General features: G+C 66.6%; 13 protein-coding genes. 7 read left to right on the top strand and 6 right to left on the bottom strand.

Features of this window, described 5'->3' with window-relative positions:
- A partial coding sequence (locus AX676_RS08715) for a prepilin peptidase (protein WP_197417796.1) occupies positions 1 to 310 on the top strand: 310 nt, incomplete at its 5' end.
- A 15-nt stretch (positions 311 to 325) separates the two neighbouring features.
- On the opposite strand, the gene AX676_RS17770 is transcribed toward AX676_RS08715, so the two are convergent.
- Both AX676_RS17770 and AX676_RS08720 read right to left on the bottom strand, forming a co-directional pair.
- A complete protein-coding gene (locus AX676_RS17770) occupies positions 326 to 1,567 on the bottom strand; it encodes a hypothetical protein (protein ID WP_156437731.1) in 1,242 nt (413 codons plus the stop codon).
- A 23-nt stretch (positions 1,568 to 1,590) separates the two neighbouring features.
- Positions 1,591 to 3,528, bottom strand: a complete 1,938-nt coding sequence (locus AX676_RS08720) for a S9 family peptidase (RefSeq protein ID WP_156437730.1) — start codon at positions 3,526 to 3,528, stop codon at positions 1,591 to 1,593.
- A gap of 131 nt (positions 3,529 to 3,659) precedes the next feature.
- Here AX676_RS08720 and AX676_RS08725 point away from each other — a divergent pair, with 131 nt between their 5' ends.
- Positions 3,660 to 5,075: a coniferyl aldehyde dehydrogenase gene (locus tag AX676_RS08725; protein WP_066479807.1), complete on the top strand. Its 1,416-nt coding sequence runs from the start codon at positions 3,660 to 3,662 to the stop codon at positions 5,073 to 5,075.
- 235 nt (positions 5,076 to 5,310) lie between these two features.
- Here AX676_RS08725 and AX676_RS08730 read toward each other — a convergent pair whose 3' ends face one another.
- From AX676_RS08730 to hppD, 4 genes are all read right to left on the bottom strand, one after another.
- Entirely contained in the window at positions 5,311 to 5,901 is a 591-nt protein-coding gene (locus AX676_RS08730) for a DUF1989 domain-containing protein (RefSeq protein WP_066479801.1), read from the bottom strand.
- The gene (gene gntA / locus AX676_RS08735; RefSeq protein WP_066479800.1) at positions 5,901 to 6,608 is read right to left on the bottom strand and encodes a guanitoxin biosynthesis heme-dependent pre-guanitoxin N-hydroxylase GntA; all 708 of its coding nucleotides are present in this window, start codon (positions 6,606 to 6,608) and stop codon (positions 5,901 to 5,903) included. The genes AX676_RS08730 and gntA overlap by 1 nt, the downstream gene beginning before the upstream one ends.
- A gap of 57 nt (positions 6,609 to 6,665) precedes the next feature.
- A complete protein-coding gene (gene hmgA, locus AX676_RS08740) occupies positions 6,666 to 7,943 on the bottom strand; it encodes a homogentisate 1,2-dioxygenase (protein ID WP_066479793.1) in 1,278 nt (425 codons plus the stop codon).
- 195 nt (positions 7,944 to 8,138) lie between these two features.
- On the bottom strand, positions 8,139 to 9,185 hold the full coding sequence (hppD, locus tag AX676_RS08745; RefSeq protein WP_197417197.1) for a 4-hydroxyphenylpyruvate dioxygenase: 1,047 nt from the start codon (positions 9,183 to 9,185) through the stop codon (positions 8,139 to 8,141).
- A 324-nt stretch (positions 9,186 to 9,509) separates the two neighbouring features.
- Between hppD and AX676_RS08750 the strand changes: the two genes are divergently transcribed.
- The 5 genes from AX676_RS08750 to AX676_RS08770 all read left to right on the top strand — a co-directional run bounded on the left by AX676_RS08750 (position 9,510) and on the right by AX676_RS08770 (position 20,224).
- A complete protein-coding gene (locus tag AX676_RS08750) occupies positions 9,510 to 9,962 on the top strand; it encodes a MarR family winged helix-turn-helix transcriptional regulator (protein ID WP_066479791.1) in 453 nt (150 codons plus the stop codon).
- A gap of 81 nt (positions 9,963 to 10,043) precedes the next feature.
- On the top strand, positions 10,044 to 12,152 hold the full coding sequence (locus AX676_RS08755; RefSeq protein WP_066480174.1) for a malate synthase G: 2,109 nt from the start codon (positions 10,044 to 10,046) through the stop codon (positions 12,150 to 12,152).
- An 80-nt stretch (positions 12,153 to 12,232) separates the two neighbouring features.
- The gene (locus AX676_RS08760) at positions 12,233 to 14,452 is read left to right on the top strand and encodes an autotransporter assembly complex protein TamA (protein ID WP_231726157.1); all 2,220 of its coding nucleotides are present in this window, start codon (positions 12,233 to 12,235) and stop codon (positions 14,450 to 14,452) included.
- On the top strand, positions 14,452 to 18,681 hold the full coding sequence (locus AX676_RS08765) for a translocation/assembly module TamB domain-containing protein (RefSeq protein WP_066479788.1): 4,230 nt from the start codon (positions 14,452 to 14,454) through the stop codon (positions 18,679 to 18,681). The genes AX676_RS08760 and AX676_RS08765 overlap by 1 nt, the downstream gene beginning before the upstream one ends.
- A 64-nt stretch (positions 18,682 to 18,745) precedes the next feature.
- A complete protein-coding gene (locus tag AX676_RS08770) occupies positions 18,746 to 20,224 on the top strand; it encodes a flavin-containing monooxygenase (protein WP_197417196.1) in 1,479 nt (492 codons plus the stop codon).
- Positions 20,225 to 20,273 lie beyond the last annotated feature (49 nt).

Genomic DNA, 20,273 nt, shown 5'->3' on the forward strand with positions numbered 1-20,273 from the left:
TGATCCGCGGCTTACCGACCGCCTGATCGGCGGCGCGGCAGGCTTTGCGCTGCTGTGGAGCGTGGCCGCCGTCTATCAGCGCCTGCGCGGCCGCGTCGGCCTGGGCGGCGGCGACCCCAAGCTGTTCGGCGCGATCGGGCTGTGGCTGGGGTGGCGGGCGTTGCCGATGGTCTTGCTGGCCGCATGCCTGATCGGGCTGGCGGTGGCGCTGGTCATGCGCCTGCGCGGGCGTGACGTGACGGCGACGACGCGGCTGCCGCTGGGGACGCTGCTCGCGGTGGCGGGGTTTGGGGTGTGGGTGATGGGGTGAAGCCGATCACGGTCGTCATTGCTTCACGGCTTTCCGCAAAGCTTCACTTACTTCCGCTGGCGTTGGCGCAGGCATTGAGAAAACCCGACGCATCTTTGACCAGCAGTCAACGAAAGGCTGTCGCCATTCATCTGGATGCTTCGAAGAGACGGCAAAGTCCGACTCGAAGGATGAACGCAGGGCGACTGGCGGTTCGCCAATACTAAAGTTGTTCGTGTCCCACTGGAGGCCGCTGAGTCCCGTGACGCCGACGCGAATATGATATGGCCCTACCGCACCGCAATTCGAAAGTAATGCAAGGCTTTCGCCAATCAAATTCGCCCATTGGTGAGGAATGTAGTCACCAAAAAAAACAAGACGTCCTTTATAGTCATCCCCGACCCGATTTTGAAAAGACCAGATCTCTCCAGTATCCTCGAACCACATTGACGCTGCTTCAAGCTCTAAGGGCGCACTTGATCGTACGCTTCCAGCATAGGTCATCAAACCCTCTGCCGTATGCCCTGCCGAAAACCCCCCATAGCTACCTACTACTGGGCCGTGAGATATAGGCTCGAGCCAAGACGCGCTCCAAGCGGTTGGTATTACACGAACATACCAACGTCCACCATATGCGACAGTCTTGTATCCAGAACCCCAAGCCTCGTTGATGGCAATACTCTGGCCTGGCTTCACCCAAATCGACTTATCTTCGTCGATGGAATCATGCCAGCGGGGCTTTGCCTGCGTTGGAGCGGATGGGCTACGAAGGCAGGCGCCAACGCGCTCGGCTAATCCTTGAACGAGCAAAGCGCGAGCCTTAGCAAGCTCAGTGCGGGACGCGTCCTTATCAAGACTGTACGTTAATGGACCGCGTCGCCCTCTCAGGTCAAAGGGTAGATTTTCTGGACGGCTTTTCGTGAAAGCAATGTTCCACACCGTCACGATTTTCGATAAACCCAGCGCTTTTTTTGCGTAACCTAACTCAATGAGAACATTCGGATTAGCAACATGCTTACCACCTTTGGAAATTGCAATCGGCGTAATGTCCGCAACAAATACATCTGCACCGTCAATCTTTTCGAGTATCGATGAAACAATATCCGGCGATCCCGGCATACCTTTTGTGTCGTGATCAATTTCAATGCGCTCATCGAGGGTTGTGCGCCCGGTCAGCATGTTTAATGCTTGCACCAATGACTCGCGAATTAAATGGCGAGTCTCCCGCTCTGCTTGATCACTCTGCCACGACCAAAAAACCTTTCGGACATTTGACATATTTCGCGTAGTCCTCGAAGTCGTTAATTATCTGTTGCGAACAGCTTTTGCAAAAACACCGTCTCCACCTCACGCCGCAGGTCATTGTTCGGCTTCTTCTGGAACCCATGGCCTTCGTCGGCGAACAGGACGTACCAGGTGTCGACGCCGTTGGCGCGCAGCTTGGCGACGACCTGGTCGGACTCGGATTGGGGCACGCGGGGGTCGTTGGCGCCTTGCATTACCAGCATCGGCTTGGTGATCTTCTGGACGTTGCCGAGCGGCGAGATGCGGGCGAAGACCTCGCGCATCTTCGGGTCGCGCTCGTCGCCATATTCGGCGCGGCGATTGTCGCGGCGATAGGCCTCCGTATTGGTCAGGAACGACACCCAGTCGCTGATGCCATAGCGTTCGACACCGCCGACCAGCCGGTCGGAATAATGCGTCATCACCGCCAGCGACATGTAGCCGCCATAGGATTGGCCATAGACCGCGACGCGCTTCGGATCGAGGCCGGGCTGAGTGGCGATCCAGTCGAGCAGCGCGCCGATGTCCTTGACCGAATCCTCGCGCTTCTCCGCATTGTCGAGGTTGAGGTAGCGTTTCCCATAGCCGTCGGAGCCGCGGACGTTGGGGAGGATCACCGTCGCCTTGAGCACGTCGGCGAAATATTGCGCGCCATAGTTCCAGTTGGGACGCGTCTGTGCCTCCGGCCCGCCATGGATGTCGATGATGACCGGGGTGCGCTGGTCGGCGGGAATGCCGGTCGGGCGATAGACGAAGGCGGGGACCGACAGCCCGTCGAACGACTTGAAGCGGATCAGGCTCGGCTCGGCCAGCTTCGCGGGATCGAGTTCGCCCAGTTCGGACTGGGTCCAGCGGGTGAGCTGGCCGCCGGTCACGTCCCAGCTCCACACGTCGCCCGCGGACGCGGTGCCGCTCAGCCCGATCGCCAGCTTGCCGCCATCGGGCGAGAAGTCGAGCGCGGTCAGCACGCCGGTCGGCAGGTCGGGCTGGGGCAGCGCGCGGCGGGTGCGGAAATCCTGCACGACGACCTTCGACACGCCGTCCTGGTTGATCGAATAGGCGAGGATGCGGCCGTCGTCGCTCAGGTCATAGGCTTCGATGTCCCAGTCGAGCGGCGGGCTGACCGGGCGGGCGGCGCCGGTCTTGAGGTCGATCTCGACCAGCCGGCGGACGTCGCTGTCGCCGTCGCTGATCGTCAGGATGCGGGTACCGCCGGGCAGGAAGCGGGGATTCTCGTAACGCGCGGGCGCGGCCTTGGGTGCGATTCGGCTCGCCTTGCCGCTGGCGAGGTCGAGCAGGAACAGCTGGCTTTCACGGTTGGACAGGTTGCGCGAGAAGATGAGCTGGCCCTTGTCGGGCGACAGATCCTCCGGCTGGACCGCGCCGTCGGCCTGATAGAGCGTGCGCGCGGCGCCGCCGGTCGTCGGGTCGGTGGCGAGCAGGGTATAGGCGGCGGTCCCCTTGGTCGCGCGGGTCCAGACGAGCAGGCGACCGTCGCGGCTGAACACCGGCGATCCGTTCCGCGTCGTCCCGCCCTCGGTCAGCCGGGTGGCGGTACCGGCCAGGCCCCGTGCATAGAGCTGGAACCATTCGTCGCCGCCATTGTCGCGGGTCAGGATGAAGCGGTCGGTGCCGGGGATGACCCGCGCATCGGCGACCGGTTCGCTGCCATAGGTGATCTGGGTGCGCGCCGCACCGGGCGCGGCGACGCGGTGCAGCTGCTGGGTCGCGCCGAAGCGAGTGGTGATCAGCATGGAGCCGTCGGGCAGCCAGTCCTCGAAACTCGCCGACCGGCTGTTCTGGTAACGCTGCACCGCCTCACGGACGTCGGCCGGGATTTCCGGCACGTTCTGAAGCGTCGCGCTGCCCTGCTGGCGGGTGGTGACTTGTGCCTGCTGCGCGAGCGCGGCGGGTGCGAGCGCGATCAACGCGGCAGACAGGAACAGATGGCGCATCGAAACTCCCCGGATCATTTGATTATGCGCAACGTCTCGCAATCCCGGGGGTTTGGGTCAATGTCCGAAGCTTGCCGCGCCCTTGCAATGCGTTATTACGTGGCGAAACAAAACTGATCTGGAGAGCCGGGATGACGGAGATTCGCGAACTGCTCGAGCACCAGCGTGCCGCATTCAATGCGGAGCTGCCCGTGACGATGGCCGCGCGACGCGACCGGCTGAAGCGATCGGTCGCGATGCTGACCGACAATTCGGCGCGCTTCTGTGATGCGCTGTCGGAGGATTTCGGCCATCGCAGCCGCGAACAGTCGATGATCACCGACATCGCGGCGTCGGTCGCGCCGCTGAAACACGCCCTGGCCAAGTTGGAGGCGTGGGCGCGGCCCGAAAAGGTGCCGGTGCGCTTTCCGCTCGGGCTGCTGGGCGCAAAGGCGTGGATCGAATATCAGCCCAAGGGCGTGGTCGGCGTGATCTCGCCGTGGAATTTCCCGGTCAATCTGGTGATGTCGCCGCTCGCCGGGGTGTTCGCCGCGGGCAATCGCGCGATGGTCAAGACCAGCGAGTTTACGCCGGCGACGGCTGCCTTGTTCGAGGAGCTGGCGGCGAAATACTTCGCGGCGGATGAGCTGGTGTTCGTGAGCGGCGGGCCGGACGTGGGGAAGGCGTTTGCCGAGCTGCCCTTCGATCACCTGATCTTCACCGGCGCGACCGGTATCGGCCGCCACATCCTGCACGCCGCCGCCGACAATCTGACTCCGGTGACGCTTGAGCTCGGCGGCAAGTCGCCAGTCATCGTCGGCCAGTCGGCGGATGCGACGCGCACCGCCGAACGGGTGACGATGGGCAAGATGATGAATGCGGGGCAAATCTGCCTTGCGCCCGATTACCTGCTGGTCCCGCAGGCGCGCGAGGCGGAGATGGTCGACGCGATCAAGGGGGCGGCTACGCGCTTCTACCCGACCATCCTCGACAATCCCGATTACACGTCGATCATCAACGATCGCCACCACCAGCGCCTGACCGGCTGGATTGAGGACGCGCGCGCCAAGGGCGCGACGGTCGAGGTGGTCAACCCCGCCAACGAGGATTTCGCCAGCTCGAACAGCCGCAAGATGCCACTGCACATCGTCCGTAACGCGACCGACGAGATGACGGTGATGCAGGAGGAAATCTTCGGACCGATATTGCCGGTGCGGACCTATGACGGCATCGATTCCGCGATCGGCGAGGTCAATCGCCGCGACCGGCCGCTCGGCCTATATTATTTCGGCGAGGATGCGACCGAGCGCCGCCATGTGCTCGACCGGACGATCTCGGGCGGGGTTACGCTGGAGGACGTGGTGTTCCATGTCAGCGTCGAGGAACTGCCGTTTGGCGGTATCGGTCCCTCGGGCATGGGCGCCTATCACGGGCTGCCGGGCTTCCGCACCTTCAGTCATGCGCGCAGCATCTATCAGCAGCCGAAGATCGACGTCGCCAAACTGGCCGGCCTCAAGCCGCCCTATGGCCCGGCGACGCGCAAGGCGGTGCAGCGGTTGATGGGGTGAGTTGGATTTCCGAATTAAACCTGTTTCCGAATTAACCTGTTCGTGCCGAGCCTGTCGAAGCGCTGTTGAGCGGCAATCTTTCCACGTCACCCCGGCCTTGCGCCGGGGGCCCGCTGCCTGATCCAGCGCACGAGGGAGCGGGACCCCGGGTCAAGCCCGGGGTAACGGGCCATGGGTTGGCGGGGCGACGTAAACTCCGTCCTAATGCAGGGGCGACAGAGGTGCTGCGTGCGCCTCAGCCTTCGATGCGATAATGGATCGGCTTGAAGCTGCCGCCATTGGACGCCGGGGCCGAGCAAGCGGTCAGGCCGATCAGCAGGTCCATCTGCGCGGTCAGCGCAATATGATCGCCGGCGCGGCTGACCGGCGGCAGGACGCTTAGCCGGCCGTCGGGTGCGACGGGCACGTTCATGAAGCAGTTGAAGGCGACCGGAATCTGATCTGGCTGGATACCATGCGGTTCGAGTGCCGCGGCGAGGTTGCCGAAACAGCCGCGATGGCGGGGCAGGTCGGGGTAGAAATGGTCGAACGTGTCGACCGAACATGGCGTCAGCAGGAAATCATGGACGCCGACGGTATCGCGCACGATCTCCAGCATCACCCGCGAACGGTTGGAGTAAAGGCGGTGCCCGGTGGTCAGCCGGATCGTCTCGGCATAGTCGAGCGTGCGGCCTGACGAGAGGACTTCATCGGAATCCGCGGCGTTGAACGCGAGCAGGTCGGCGACCTGGCATCCGCGCGGATCGATGACGACAAGTGTCTGGCCAGCCCGCAGGTGAAAAGCGGTGCCGCTGCGTTCGGGGATCTCGACGACGGGTGCGTCCATTAGCGCGCGGGGCCGCTATATTCAAAGGGTGCCTGCCAATCCGTGTCGACCATCCGGCCGCTATATTGCCGCGCCTCGCTCACCTCACCGTGGCGGGCAAGCATCGGGTTGCGGCTGCCTGCGATCGCCTCGTCACGGCTCAGGATTTTTTCGCGCATCCCCTCATATTTGCCGTCGGCGCGCAGGCGTTCGAATTGGTCGTGCAGATTGAAGACCATTGCCGGCCGATCAAACCGGCGCGCGGGGCGGCTGGCATGAGGGTGGAGGCCGACGATGAAGAACGCCTCGCCACCGAAGCTCAGCGAGAAATGCGGGTTGGTCGGGTCGGGGCTGACCTTCGCATCATATTCCTGGCCGCGCCAGACATCCTTGTCCGACAGCGATTGGACCCGTCGCCACAATGCTCGCTCGAACCCGGCTTCGCTCAGGTCGCCCGGACCGTCGAAGACGACGGCGAAGCTGCGATACATCGCGCGGTCACGCTGATACGCGGCGGCGAAGCGCAGCAGGGCGTCGTGGATGCGCACATCGTCCCATGCGCTGTCGATGCGGTCGCATGCCAGCACCTCCAGCGTGCCGCGCGCCATTGCCGCCTTGGCACCGACGCACGGAAAGTCCGCTGCAGAAACATGCGCGAACATCATCGCTTCCAGCTGCTGCTGTGCTTCGTGCTGCCAGTGGAACATGAAATTTCGGCCAATCGTCATCGGGTTACAGGACACCGCGACAACGGGCCGATGCAGCCAGGGTTCCGCTGTCCCGGCCTATTCGGGCAGATGCGCCTTGGGAAAGCCCGCCCACGCCGCGTCGTAATCGCTCTGGGCGATTTCGGCCGCGAACCGCGTCGGGCGGAACGGCCAGCGGCTTTCGACCATGAACGCCATGGTACCGTCGATCTTGTGCGGCTTCAGCTCCGCCTCGCTCGCGCCTTTCCAGCTGGCGACGTCGGGCCCGTGCCCGGCCATCTGGTTGTGCAGCGACAGCGCGCCGGGAACGAAGCCGTCAGCCTTGGCATCATAGGCGCCGTGGATCAGCCCCATCGCCTCCGACATCACATTGCGGTGGAACCAGGGCGGGCGGAACGTGTCCTCCGCCACCATCCAGCGCGGCGGGAAGATGACGAAATCGGCGTTGGCGGTGCCCGGCACGTCGCTGGGCGAGGTGAGCACGGTGAAGATCGACGGATCGGGATGGTCGAAGCTGACCGTGCCGATCGTGTTGAAGCGCGCAAGGTCGTATCGGCACGGCGCGAGATTGCCGTGCCAGGCGACGACATCCAGCGGCGAGCGACCGAGATTGGTCGTCCACAGCCGGCCCATGAACTTCTGCACCAGCTCGAAATCGCCCTCGACATCCTCGAACCACGCGACCGGCGTTTCGAAATCGCGTGGGTTGGCGAGGCCGTTGGCCCCGATCGGCCCCAGGTCGGGCAGACGGAACGGCACGCCGTGATTTTCGGCGACATAGCCGCGTGCCTGGCCGTCGGGCAGCGTGACGCGGAAGCGCACCCCGCGCGGGATCAACGCGATCTGGCCGGGCGAGAGCGCGATTCGACCGAGTTCGGTCAGCAATTCGATCCGCCCCTCCTGTGGCACGACGATCAGCTCGCCATCGGCGGAGACGAAGGCGCGCGTCACCATGTCGCGGGTGGCGCGATAGATGTGGACCGCCGCGCCCGACTGGGTCTCCGGGCGGTTCGAGGCGAGCATCGTCACCATGCCGTCGATGAAGTCGGTGTCGGCGTCATAGCCGAGCGGCGACCAGCGCAGCCGGTTGGGCGCGAGCGGGGCATCGCCGGTATCGGGCGCGAACAGGTCCGCGTCGCCATAGGGGTGGAAGGGGGGATGCGTCGCCGACGGGCGCAGGCGGTAGAGCCACGAGCGCCGGTTTTCATGGCGGGGCGCAGTGAACGCGGTGCCGGACAGCTGCTCCGCATAAAGGCCGAAGGCGGGTCGCTGCGGCGAGTTGCGCCCGACCGGCAGCGCGCCGGGCACCGCCTCCGTCGCGAAATGATTGCCGAAGCCGGTCATGTAATCGGTCATAGGTCGCCTCATCGTTCCCTCTCCCCTTGTGGGAGAGGGTTGCGAAGATTTGGCCCGGACTTGGTCCGGGCCTAGTCGTAGCTGGGTGAGGGGAACGCCAAGCTGCGGGCCGCGCTTACCCCTCATCCAACCTTCGCTATCCGCTCGCGCGGCAAGCTGCGGTATCCTTCTCCCACAAGGGGAGAAGGTCTTGCTCTACTCAGCCTTCGCCGGGATGACGCCGCGGCGAATCTGGTCGAGCTCGATGCTCTCGAACAGCGCCTTGAAATTGCCTTCGCCGAAGCCGTCATTGCCCTTGCGCTGGATGATCTCGAAAAAGATCGGGCCGACCATGTTCTCGGTAAAGATCTGGAGCAGCAGGCCGCCGCCCGTCTCCGGCGCGCCGTCGATCAGGATGTGGCGCTTGCGCATTTCCTCCACGTCATGGCCGTGGCCGGGCAGGCGCTTGTCGATCAGGTCGAAATAGGTTTCCGGAGTCGTCTGGAAACGGATGCCGTTGGCACGCAGCGTGTCGACGGTCTTGAAGATATCGTCTGTGGCGAGCGCGATGTGCTGGATGCCTTCGCCCTTATAGTCGCGGATGAACTCCTCGATCTGCGAATGCTCGTCCTGGCTTTCGTTGAGCGGAATGCGGATCTTGTCGTCCGGCGCGGTCATCGCGCGGCTGAACAGCCCGGTCGCGGCTCCTTCGATGTCGAAATAGCGGATCTCGCGGAAGTTGAAGATCCGCTCATAATAGCCGGCCCAATAATCCATCCGGCCGCGCTGCAGATTATGGGTCAGGTGGTCGAGCGTATGCAGCCCGACCGAATGATCGTCGCGGCTCGCGCCCGCCACCGGCTCGAAATCAATGTCATAGATCGTTGCCGCGCCGCGCCGGTCGACCAGATAGAGGTTGGCCCCGCCAATGCCCTCGATCGCCGGGATGTTGAGCTCGGCCGGGCCGACGCGGCCCTCGACCGGCGTTGCGCCGCGCTCGACCGCCAGCTTCAGCGCCTGCGCCGCGTCCTTGACCCGGAACGCCATCGCATTGGCGGAGGGGCCGTGCTGCTCGCGGAACGCCGCGACCTGACCCGAGGGCTCCATGTTGAGGATGAAGTTGATGTCGCCCTGCGCATAATGGCGGACATGCTTCGACCGATGCGTGCCGACATGGGTGAAGCCCAGCTTGACGAACAGGTCGGCGAGCGCGTCGGGGTCGGGCCCGGTGAACTCGACAAACTCGAAGCCGTCCAGGCCCATCGGGTTGTCGCGCGGGGCGGTGGGGTCGGCGGGGCGGGTCGCGGTCATCTGGTCGGTCACAATGTTCTCCGATCGGGTTCGGGTGGGACGCGTAATCAAGCACGCCGCTGACAATCTTCTCGCACCCGCTCATCCTGAGTAGGGACTGAGCGAAGGCGAAGGCCCGTATCGAAGGACGCTCGCCCGGCCCTGGTCCTTCGATACGCCGCTTCGACAGGCTCAGCGGCTACTCAGGATGAGCGGTTGATATTCTTCACTTCAGCGGACAGTGGTTCAGCAGCAACCTATAGTATCAATTGATACCATTATTCGATCGGAGCCCAGATGCCAAGCCTCAGCCTCGACGATTTCCTGCCCTATCGCCTGTCGATCGCGTCCAACCTGGTGTCGGCGGCAATCGCGACCGCGTACCAGACCTTGTTCGGGCTGAAGATCGCCGAATGGCGGCTGATCGCGGTGCTGGCCGAGGGCGGGGCAATGAGCCAGCAGGCGCTGGGCGCGCGCACGCGGATGGACAAGGTGACGGTCAGCCGCGCCGCGATCGCGCTGGTCGATCGCGGGCTGCTGACCCGTGCGCGCGATGAACATGACAATCGCGCGCATGCCCTCTCGTTGAGCGCCGCGGGCCGCACGCTTTACGAACAGGTCGCGCCGCAGGCGATCGAGCTGGAGGCCGAGCTGTTCGCGGACTTCACCAAGGACGAGCGCGCGACGCTGCGCGCTTTTCTGGCGCGGATCGAGGCGGCTGCGGACGCGATGGCCGCGCAACGGGCTTGATCGAGCGGCGCCTTCGCGGCTAACGACGCCTCTGCCTCCCCAGGGCTGTTCGCGAACCGACGGAGGAATTGCCGCATGCCCATGTCCACCCCCCAGCCGGTCGACCGTGCGGGCCTGAAGGTCGCGGGCGTGCTTGCGCGCTTCATTGAGTCCGAAGTGCTGCCGCCGCTCGACCTCGCACCGCAGGCATTCTGGCAGGGCGCGCGCGAAATCTTCGACCGCTTCGTTCCCGAAAACCGCGCGCTGCTGGCGCGCCGGGACGAGCTGCAGGCCGAGCTCGACCGCTGGCACGGCGATCACCCCGGTCCGATCCAGAGCCAGCCGGCCTATCAGCAATTCCTGCGCGATATTGGCTATCTGGTGCCCGAGCCCGACGGCTTCACGATCACCACCGCCAATGTCGATGCCGAGATCGCCACGATGGCGGGACCGCAGCTGGTCGTGCCGTCGCTCAATGCGCGCTTCGTCCTCAATGCGGCGAATGCGCGCTGGGGCAGCCTGTATGACGCGCTCTACGGCACCGATGCGCTGCCGGGCACGCCGACGCCGGGCGGCTATGACGCCGCGCGCGGCGCACAGGTGATCGCGGCGGCCAAGGCGTTTCTGGACCAGGCGGTGCCGCTGGTCGACCTGCGCTGGGCCGAATGGGCGGGCGGCGACCTGCCGCTCGCCAAGCCCGAACAGTTCATCGGGTCGCGCGGCGACAATCTGCTGTTCCGCAATCACGGCCTGCATGTCGAGGTGGTGATCGACCGCGCGCATCCGGTCGGCGCGACCGACCCGGCGGGCATTGCCGACGTGATCCTGGAATCGGCGCTGACCACCATCGTCGACCTGGAGGATTCGGTCGCGGCCGTCGATGCCGAGGACAAGACCGCCGCCTATGCCAACTGGCTGGGCCTGATGCGCGGCGACCTGAGCGAGACATTCGACAAGGGCGGGCGGACCATGACGCGCACGCTCAACCCGGACCGCGACTATGCCGCGCCGGATGGCACGCGCTTCACGCTGCCCGGCCGGTCGCTGCTGTTCGTGCGCAATGTCGGCCATCTGATGACGACGCCTGCGCTGCACCTGAGCGACGGGTCGGAAGCGCCCGAGGGCATCCTGGACGCGATCGTCACCTCGACCATCGCGATGCACGACCTGAAGGGGCTGGGCCGCACGCGCAACAGCCGCGCCGGATCGGTCTATATCGTCAAGCCCAAGATGCACGGGCCGGAGGAAGCGGCCTTCACCAACCGGCTGTTCGACGCGGTCGAGGATCTGCTCGGCCTCACGCGTCACACGGTCAAGGTGGGCGTGATGGACGAGGAGCGGCGGACCTCGGCCAACCTTGCCGCGTGCATCCACGCCGTGCGCGAGCGGATCGTCTTCATCAACACCGGCTTCCTCGACCGCACCGGCGACGAAATCCACACCGCGATGCGTGCGGGCGCGATGATTCCCAAGGCCGAGATGAAAACGACCGCGTGGATCAAGGCCTATGAAGACCGCAATGTCCGCATCGGGCTGAAGCACGGCCTGTCGGGCCGCGCGCAGATCGGCAAGGGCATGTGGGCCGCACCCGACCGCATGGCCGACATGATCGAGCAGAAGATCGGCCATCCGATGAGCGGGGCGAATACCGCCTGGGTGCCGTCGCCGACCGCCGCCACGCTGCACGCGATGCACTATCACCAGGTCGACGTGTTCGCCCGCCAGCGCGAGATTGCCGCGGAGGCGGTGCCGGCGCTCGACGCGCTGCTGACCGTGCCGGTCGCGGTCGACGGGCGCAACTGGAGCGCCGAAGAGGTCACACGCGAACTCGACAACAATGCGCAGGGCATATTGGGTTATGTCGTGCGCTGGATCGACCAGGGCGTGGGCTGTTCAAAGGTGCCCGACATCAACGATATCGGGTTGATGGAGGATCGCGCGACGTTGCGGATCAGCTCGCAGCATCTGGCCAACTGGCTGCTGCACGGCATCGCGACCCCGGAGGAGGTCGACGCGGCGCTGCGCCGCATGGCCGCCAAGGTCGACGCACAGAATGACGGCGATCCCGCCTATCGCGCGATGGCCGGGCGCGAGACGCAGAGCCTGGCCTATCAGGCTGCGCGGGCACTGGTCGTCTCGGGCGTCGATCAACCCAACGGCTATACCGAGCCGTTGCTGCATCATTATCGCCGCGTGCAAAAAGCTGGCTGAAACCCGATCGCGATTGATGCGTTGGCATCTTTCGCGAAGTGCCTGTTCCAGCGGGGCGGGAAGAGCCGAAAGAAGGCGCGGTGCAGGCCAAGGGGTTGACGAGTTGCGCGATAGGGGTGCTGGCGGGCCTGAGCCTGGCGGCATCGCCATGCCATGCGCAGGACACGCCAGACCCGCAATCCGACAAGCCGATCGTCGCCGACAGCGAGTTCGAGGATGCGCTGCCGCCGCTGTCGGACGACCTGAACGCGCCGCTCGAACCGATGGTGCCGGCGTTGCCCACCCAGCAAGCGCCGCCGGTTCAGCCCGACGGCCCGGAGATTGCAGCGCCCGAGGCGCTTCCCGCCGAGATCGCGCAGCCGCTGCCAGGTCTCGCGCAGTTCGACGCGGAGCCGCTTGTCGAGGTGGCTGCGCCCGACGACGAAAATGTCGAGATCCGCTACGACTATGCGGTGCGCGGCCTTGATGTCGTCGGGCTGGAAAATGCGTTCGAGGAATTTTCGGCGCTGGAGAAGGGCGACGGCAAGGCGGCGAACGCGACGATGGTTGCCGCGCGTGCCCGCGAGGACGAATTGCTCGCCGTCCGGCTGATGCAGTCGCGCGGCTATTACGATGCCACCGCGACCGCCGTGCTCGAACAGGGCGCGGGACGCGACGGCCGGCTGCGCGCGGTGATCAACGCGGTGCCCGGCGAACGCTATCGATTGGGCGAGGTGAGGGTGGCCCACGATCCGGTGGTGCCGCCCGGACTGGTGCGCGACGCGTTGCCGCTGACCACGGGCGAGCCGATCGACGCCGATCGTGTGCAGGGCGCGGAGGCCAATGTCAGCCTGCAGCTGGTACAGAACGGCTATCCGTTCGCCGAGGTCGGCCAGCGCGACATCCTGCTCGACGAGGTGACGCTGACCGGCGACTACACGCTGCCCGTCGACACGGGGCCGCGATCGACCTTTGGCGGCTTCGTGTCGCGTCGCGCGCTGTTGCCGGGCGAGCCGAGGTCGCGCGAACGTGTTGGTGCGGGTCCGGGTCCGGGCGAGGAAGGCGCTGACACAGCGACCCGCGCGCGTCGCCGCGTCCCGGACGTGTTCGACGCCGAACATCTCGCGCTGCTCGCCCGTTTCGAGCCGGGCGAGCTTTACGACAGCCGGAAGGTTGACGACCTGCGCCAGGCGCTGGTCGCCACGGGGCTGTTTCGCACGGTGTCGGTCGAGCCGCAGCGGACCGGGCGGCCCGGCCCCGACGGCACCGAGCAGGTCGACCTGCTCGTCCGCCAGCGTGCCGGGCCGGCGCGGACGATCTCCGCCGAGGGTGGCTATGGCACTGGCCAGGGCCTGCGCATCGAAGGCGCGTGGACGCACCGAAACCTGTTCCCGCCCGAAGGGGCGCTGATCGCGCGCGCGGTCGCGGGCACGCAGGAACAGGGCGCGAGCGTGACGTTCCGGCGATCGAATGCGGGCCGCCGCGACCGGACATTCCAGGCGACGGTCAGCGCGAACCGGAGCAATTACAATGCGTTCGAAGCGTTCACCGGCGGAATCGCCGCGCGCTGGTCCTATGATTCCACGCCGATCTGGCAAAAGCGTTTCACTTATGCCTACGGCTTCGAGCTGATCGGCACGAACGAGGATAATTTCGACCTGGCGCGCAGCGTGCCCGATCGCGGCACCTATTTCATCGCCGCGCTGCCGCTGTTCGCCGGTTTCGACACTTCCGACGACCTGCTCGACCCGACCCGGGGCTTTCGCCTCAATGCGACGGTGCGGCCGGAGACGTCGGTGCGCGGCGCGTTCCGCCCCTATGTCGCGACGATCCTGGAGGGCACCGCCTACTACCCGGTGCGCGACGACCTGGTGATCGCGGGACGCGTGCGGGTCGGGTCGATCCAGGGCGTCGAGCGCAACGACCTCGCCCCGTCGCGGCGGTTGTACAGCGGCGGCGGCGGTTCGGTGCGCGGTTTCGGCTTTCAGGAACTCGGACCGCGGGTCGAGATCATCGAGATTGACGAGGAAACCGGCGAACCCAGCTCCACCTTCCGCTACATCGGCGGGCGCAGCCTGAACGAGTTCGCGCTGGAGGCGCGCTATCGCTTCGGCAATTTCGGCATCGTGCCGTTCATCGATGCGGGACAGGCCTATACCGGCACGCTCCCCGAATTTTCGGACATCCGTTTCGGCGTCGGGGTCGGCGCGCGCTACTATACCAATTTCGGGCCGCTGCGGATCGACGTGGCGACGCCGATCAACCGGCGACCGGGCGAGTCAACCCTGACGCTTTACCTCTCGATCGGGCAGGCGTTTTGATGGACGACGCCGCACCCGGACCCGCACCTGCCGAGGCGACGGCGCGTCGTCCGGTGGCCGGGCGCGTGCTGCGCGGGTTGGCAATCGCGATCGTCGCGTTGCTGGCGCTGCTCGTCCTCGCCGCAGTCTTGCTCAACACGTCGCCGGGTCGCCGCTTCGTCGCCGACCGGATCAACGGCTATACGCTCGCATCGGGGCTGAACCTTCAGGTCGGGCGGATCGACGGGTCGATCTATGGCGCGATGGTGCTTTACGATGTGCGGCTGCGCGATCAGCGCGGCGTCTTTGCGACGTCGCCCGAGCTGCGGCTGGACTGGCGCCCGCTGGCGTTCGCGCGCAACCATGTCGACATCCGCGCGCTGACCAGCCCGCTGATCCGCATCGCGCGGTTGCCGGAGCTGAAGGCGGTGCCGAGCGATCCCGACGCGCCGATCCTGCCCGACATCGACATCGACGTGGACCGGCTTGCCATCGACCGCATCGAACTCGCGCCGCCGGTCGCGGGCCGGCGCGCGACGTTGCGGCTGGCGGGGGCAGCGCACATCGCCGACCGCCGCGCCCAGATAAATGCGGAAGCGGTCGCGATCGCCGCGCCTGGACTGGCGGGTGGCGATCAGCTGATGCTGCGGCTCGACGCCGTGCCCGATGCCGACCGCCTCGACCTCGCGCTCGACCTGCGCGCACCCAGGGGCGGCGTGCTGGCCGGCATCACCGGTGCCGACCTGCCCCTGCAGCTGTTGGTTGGCGGGCGCGGCAGCTGGGCGCGCTGGGACGGTCGCGTGCGCGGCGTGATGGGCGGGCAGCCGCTCGCCGATCTGGGCGTTGCGGCACGTGACGGGCGCTTCGCGGTGCGCGGCATCGCCCGACCCGGACTGGTGCTGGAGGGGCCGGTCGAGCGGCTGACCCGCCCGGGCCTCAAGGTCGCGCTCGACGCGACGCTGGGCGACGCGCGCCGGGTCGATGCCGATCTGCGGCTGTCCTCCGACGCGCTGGCGATGACCGCGCGCGGGCTGCTGGATCTCGGTACCAGCCGCTTTGGCGACGTCCGCGTCGACGCGCTGTTGCGCACGCCGGGCGCGATCGCGGACAATCTGAACGGCGACGCGGTGCGCGCGACACTGGCACTCGCCGGACCCTTTGCCACGCCGACGGTCGATTATCGGGTGACCGCCGCCGCGATCGGGTTCGGCACCACCGTTGTCGAGCGTTTGCAAGCCGAAGGCCGGGCGACGGTCGATGCCGACCGCATCCTCATCCCGGTGTCGGCGCGCGCGATGCGGGTGCGCGGGCTCAACGCCGCGGCGGGCGGCTTGCTGACCAATGTCCGGGTCGACGGCGACCTGGCGGTTAACGGCGCGACGATCCTGTCGGACAATCTGCGGCTGCGATCCGATCGTATCGACGCGACCGCGATCCTGGTCGCCGATATCGCCGCGGGACGCTACACCGGTGCGCTGAAGGGGCGGGTGAACGATTATCGCATCGACAGCGTCGGCATCGTCAATGTCCAGACCGACGCCGATCTCTATACCGCCCCTGGCGGCGGTTACGGCATTCGCGGGCGCGTCGCATTGCGCACTGCGCGGATCTTCAACGACGGCGCGCGATCGTTCCTGGGCGGCAACGCCTACGCCAGCGCGCAGGTCGGCATCGCGCCCGACGGCCGGCTGACGCTGGCGCGGCTGCGGCTCAACGCGCCCGATTTCCGCATCACCGACGGGTCGGGCAGTGTGGTCGCCGACGGGCCGATCCGCTTCGCCGCCACCGGCTATTCGACGCAGTACGGCCCGGTGGCCGCGCAGGTCGAGGGGACGGTGGCCCGCCCAATCGTCCTTCTGCGCGCCGCGCGCCCGGGGGTCGGCGTCGGGCTGAGCGACCTGGTCGCGCGCGTGCGCGGACAGGGGGACGGATACGCGATCGTCGCCAATGGCGAAACCGATTACGGGCCCGTGCGCGCTGACGTGCTGCTGCGCACCGCAGGCGCGTTGAGCGTCGATGTCCTCGCCGCGCGCTTTGCCGGCATGGACATTACGGGGCGGCTTCGCCAGGCCCCGGCCGGGCCGTTTGCAGGCGCGCTCGATTTCGGCGGATCGGGCGTCAACGGCGTCGCCCGACTGTCGGCCGCGGGCGCGACGCAGCGGGTGGATGTAAATGCGCGCGCCAGCAACGCGGTCATTCCGGGCGATGCCGGCCTGACCATCGGACGGGCGACGATCACCGGCAGCGCGCTGCTCGCGGAAACCCCGACGATCACGGGTGACGCGCAGTTCGCCGACGTCAGCGCCGGCAATTTCGTGCTCGCGCGCGGGCGCGGCCGGATCAACCTGCGCGGCGGCAGCGGCACCGCGCAGCTGTTCGGCGAAGGATCGTCGGGCGTGCCGTTCCGCATCGCCGCCAATGCGCGCATCGCACCCGACCAATATGTCGTCGCGCTGGAGGGGGCGGGCAACGGCATCGACTTCCGGACCGCCACGCCGGCCCGCCTCGTCCGCAGCGAAGGGGCGTGGCGGCTGGCACCGACGCGGATCGACCTGAAGGGCGGATCGATGACGCTTGCCGGCCGCTATGGCAATGGGCTGGCGATGCAGTCGCGGATCACGTCGCTCGACCTGTCGCTGGTCAACGCATTCCTGCCGGGGCTGGGCATCGCGGGCACCGCCAGCGGCAGCGTCGACTTCACGCAAGGGCAGGGTGCCCGCGTGCCCGAGGCGGACGCGCGTTTGACGATCAAGGGGTTCCGCCGGTCGAGCCTGAGCAGCGTGTCGGCGCCCGTCGACATCGTCTTTGCGGGCAATGTCGATGCCGGCGGTGGCCAGGGGCGGGCACTGATCCGGCGCGGCGACACGACGATCGGGCGCATGGTCGCGACGCTCGCGCCGTTGCCGGCCGGGGCGGGGGGCTGGGTCCAGCAATTGCTGGCCGCGCCGCTCGACGGCGGCCTCCGCTACAACGGCCCGGCGGGCGTGCTGTTCTCCTTTGCGGGCATTGCCGACCAGCAACTGTCGGGGCCGATTGCGGTGGGCGTGGATTTCGGCGGACGGCTGGGCGCGCCGCAGCTGAACGGCGTGGTCCGGGCGACCAACCTCACCTATGACAACGAAACCTACGGCACGCGGCTGACCGCGATGCGCGTGAACGGCCGCTTCACGCGCGACCGGTTCGACCTGACCGACCTGAGCGCGCGCGCGGGCGAGGGCACGGTGCAGGCCACGGGCACGATCGGGCTGGCCGCAGACCGGGGCTTTCCGATCGACATCCGTGCCAAGCTGGCCAATGCGCGGCTGGCGCGCGGCGATTCGCTCGGCGCGACCGCCACCGGGGATATCCGCATCGTCAACGGGCCGGATGGCGGCGACATCACGGGTCAGCTGACGATCCCCGAGGCGCGCTACCAGATCGTCTATCAGGGCGCGTCGGAAGTGCCCGCGCTGACCGGCGTCCGCCGCAAGCGCGAGATTGCGCGCGCGGCCGATGCCCGCGCCCGCCCGCGCCCAACACCGCCGCCGACGCCGGGCAATTTCCGCCTCAACCTGAGGATCAACGCCGACAACCGCGTGTATGTCAGCGGGATGGGGCTCGAATCCGAATGGAGCATCAACCTGCGCGTCCGCGGCACCGCCACCGACCCGCGCGTCGTCGGGCGTGCGGAGGTGATCCGCGGCACCTACAGCTTTGCGGGGAAGCGGTTCGACCTGACGCGCGGCATCGTCAATTTCGAAGGCGGTCCGGTCAGCAACCCGCAGCTCGACATCGCGGCCAGCACGCGCGCGGACGAGGTGACGGCGACGCTCAGCATCACCGGTTCGGGTCAGTCGCCGCGGGTTGTGTTCAGTTCGACGCCCGCGCTCGCCCAGGACGAGGTGCTGTCGCGGCTGCTGTTCGGGCGGTCGGTCACCGACCTGTCGGCGACCGAGGCGATCCAGCTTGCCGCGGCGCTCAATTCGCTGCGCGGCGGTGGCGGCGGGCTCAATCCGCTGGGCAGCCTGCGCTCCGCGGTCGGTATCGACCGGCTGCGCATCCTGGGCGCGGATGAGGCGAGCAATCGCGACATCGCGCTGGCGGCGGGGCAGTACATCACCGACGACATCTATGTGGAGATCATCACCGACGCGCGGGGCTTTACCGCCACGCAGCTGGAAATCGCGCTGACCCGCGCGCTCAGCGTCCTGTCGCAGACCAGCTCGTTCGGTGGCTCCAACGTCAATGTCCGCTACTCGCGCGACTATTGACACCGATGTAAATTCTTCCCTTCCGCGCCGCGATCCCTTACGCTTCCGGGTGAAGAGGATGCGCATGACCGAGCATGTCGACGTGATCGTGGTGGGTGCGGGCCTGTCCGGCATCGGTGCGGGCTATCATCTCCGGGCGCGTTGCCCCGACCGCAGCTTTGTCATCCTGGAGGGGCGTGACCGGATCGGCGGGACGTGGGACCTGTTCCGCTATCCGGGCATCCGTTCGGATTCGGACATGTACACGCTGGGCTTTTCGTTCCGGCCATGGACCGAGGCCAAGGCAATCGCCGACGGCCCGGCGATCCTCAACTATCTCCACGAAACGGTGCGCGAGCACGACCTCGACCGGCATATCCGGCTGCAGCACCGCATGGTGCGCGCAGAATGGTCGAGCGAGGCGGCGCGCTGGACGATCGAGCTGGACATCGGGCCCGATGGCGAGAAGCGGCAAATGACCTGCGCCTTCCTGTTCATGTGCTCGGGCTATTACAACTACCAGCGCGGCTATACCCCCGACTTTGCGGGGATCGACGGCTTTGCGGGGCGCGTGGTGCACCCGCAATTCTGGCCTGACGATCTCGATTATGTTGGCAAGCGCGTGATCGTCATCGGCAGCGGCGCGACCGCAGTGACGCTGGTGCCCGAGATGGCGAAACAGGCAGCGCAGGTGACGATGCTGCAGCGGTCGCCGACCTATATCGTGTCGCGTCCGTCGGAAGACGGGATCGCCAACGCGATGCGCCGGGTGCTGCCCGCGCGCCTCGCCTATGCCCTGACCCGCTGGAAGAATGTGGCGATGCAGCAATTCTTCTATCGGATCGCCCGCAAGCGTCCGGCGGAGACCAAGCAGCGGCTGGTCGGCATGGTTCGCGACGAACTCGGCAGCGGCTACGATGTGGAAACGCATTTCACGCCAAGCTATAACCCGTGGGACCAGCGCATCTGCCTGGTGCCCGATGCTGATCTGTTTGCTGCGATCCGTTCGGGCGCGGCTGCGGTGGTGACGGGACAGATCGACCGGTTCGTTGCCGACGGCATCCGGCTGACCACGGGCGAGCTCCTGCCCGCCGACATCGTCGTTACCGCCACCGGGCTGGAGCTGCAGCTGATGAGCGACGTGCCGCTGTGGATCGACGGCAAGCGCGTCGACCCGGCGGAGACGCTGAATTACAAGGGGATGATGTTCAGCGGTATCCCCAATCTTGCCTACACTTTCGGCTATACCAACGCGTCGTGGACGCTGAAGGCGGACCTGACCTCCGAATATGTCTGTCGCCTGCTCAACACGATGCGCAAGCGCGGGCTGCGCCAGTGCACGCCGCAGCCTTCGGGCGCGATCGAGCCTGCGCCCTTTCTCGATTTCACGTCGGGCTATGTCCAGCGCGCGCTGGCGCGCTTTCCCAAACAGGGATCGCGCAAGCCGTGGCGGCTTAACCAGAATTATATGCGCGACGTAATGACGTTGCGCTTCGGGTCGGTGGACGACGAGATGGTGTTTTCCAACCCCGAACCCCGCCGGGACCGTCAACGCGCGGCGTGATCGCCGACGACCGACCTGTCGCCACGCTTTGGTGTTGCAGTGCGAAACA

Origin of the sequence: Sphingomonas sp. CCH21-G11 (assembly GCF_001555965.1) — a bacterium.
In the GTDB taxonomy this organism is placed as follows: domain Bacteria; phylum Pseudomonadota; class Alphaproteobacteria; order Sphingomonadales; family Sphingomonadaceae; genus Sphingomonas.

What these genes read in the sequence shown, in the direction of transcription:
- AX676_RS17770 (WP_156437731.1), bottom strand. Translation starts at nt 1,567, where the DNA reads ATGTCAAATGTCCGAAAGGTTTTTTGGTCGTGGCAGAGTGATCAAGCA.
- AX676_RS08720 (WP_156437730.1), bottom strand. Translation starts at nt 3,528, where the DNA reads ATGCGCCATCTGTTCCTGTCTGCCGCGTTGATCGCGCTCGCACCCGCC.
- AX676_RS08725 (WP_066479807.1), top strand. Translation starts at nt 3,660, where the DNA reads ATGACGGAGATTCGCGAACTGCTCGAGCACCAGCGTGCCGCATTCAAT.
- AX676_RS08730 (WP_066479801.1), bottom strand. Translation starts at nt 5,901, where the DNA reads ATGGACGCACCCGTCGTCGAGATCCCCGAACGCAGCGGCACCGCTTTT.
- gntA (WP_066479800.1), bottom strand. Translation starts at nt 6,608, where the DNA reads ATGACGATTGGCCGAAATTTCATGTTCCACTGGCAGCACGAAGCACAG.
- hmgA (WP_066479793.1), bottom strand. Translation starts at nt 7,943, where the DNA reads ATGACCGATTACATGACCGGCTTCGGCAATCATTTCGCGACGGAGGCG.
- hppD (WP_197417197.1), bottom strand. Translation starts at nt 9,185, where the DNA reads ATGGGCCTGGACGGCTTCGAGTTTGTCGAGTTCACCGGGCCCGACCCC.
- AX676_RS08750 (WP_066479791.1), top strand. Translation starts at nt 9,510, where the DNA reads ATGCCAAGCCTCAGCCTCGACGATTTCCTGCCCTATCGCCTGTCGATC.
- AX676_RS08755 (WP_066480174.1), top strand. Translation starts at nt 10,044, where the DNA reads ATGTCCACCCCCCAGCCGGTCGACCGTGCGGGCCTGAAGGTCGCGGGC.
- AX676_RS08765 (WP_066479788.1), top strand. Translation starts at nt 14,452, where the DNA reads ATGGACGACGCCGCACCCGGACCCGCACCTGCCGAGGCGACGGCGCGT.
- AX676_RS08770 (WP_197417196.1), top strand. Translation starts at nt 18,746, where the DNA reads ATGACCGAGCATGTCGACGTGATCGTGGTGGGTGCGGGCCTGTCCGGC.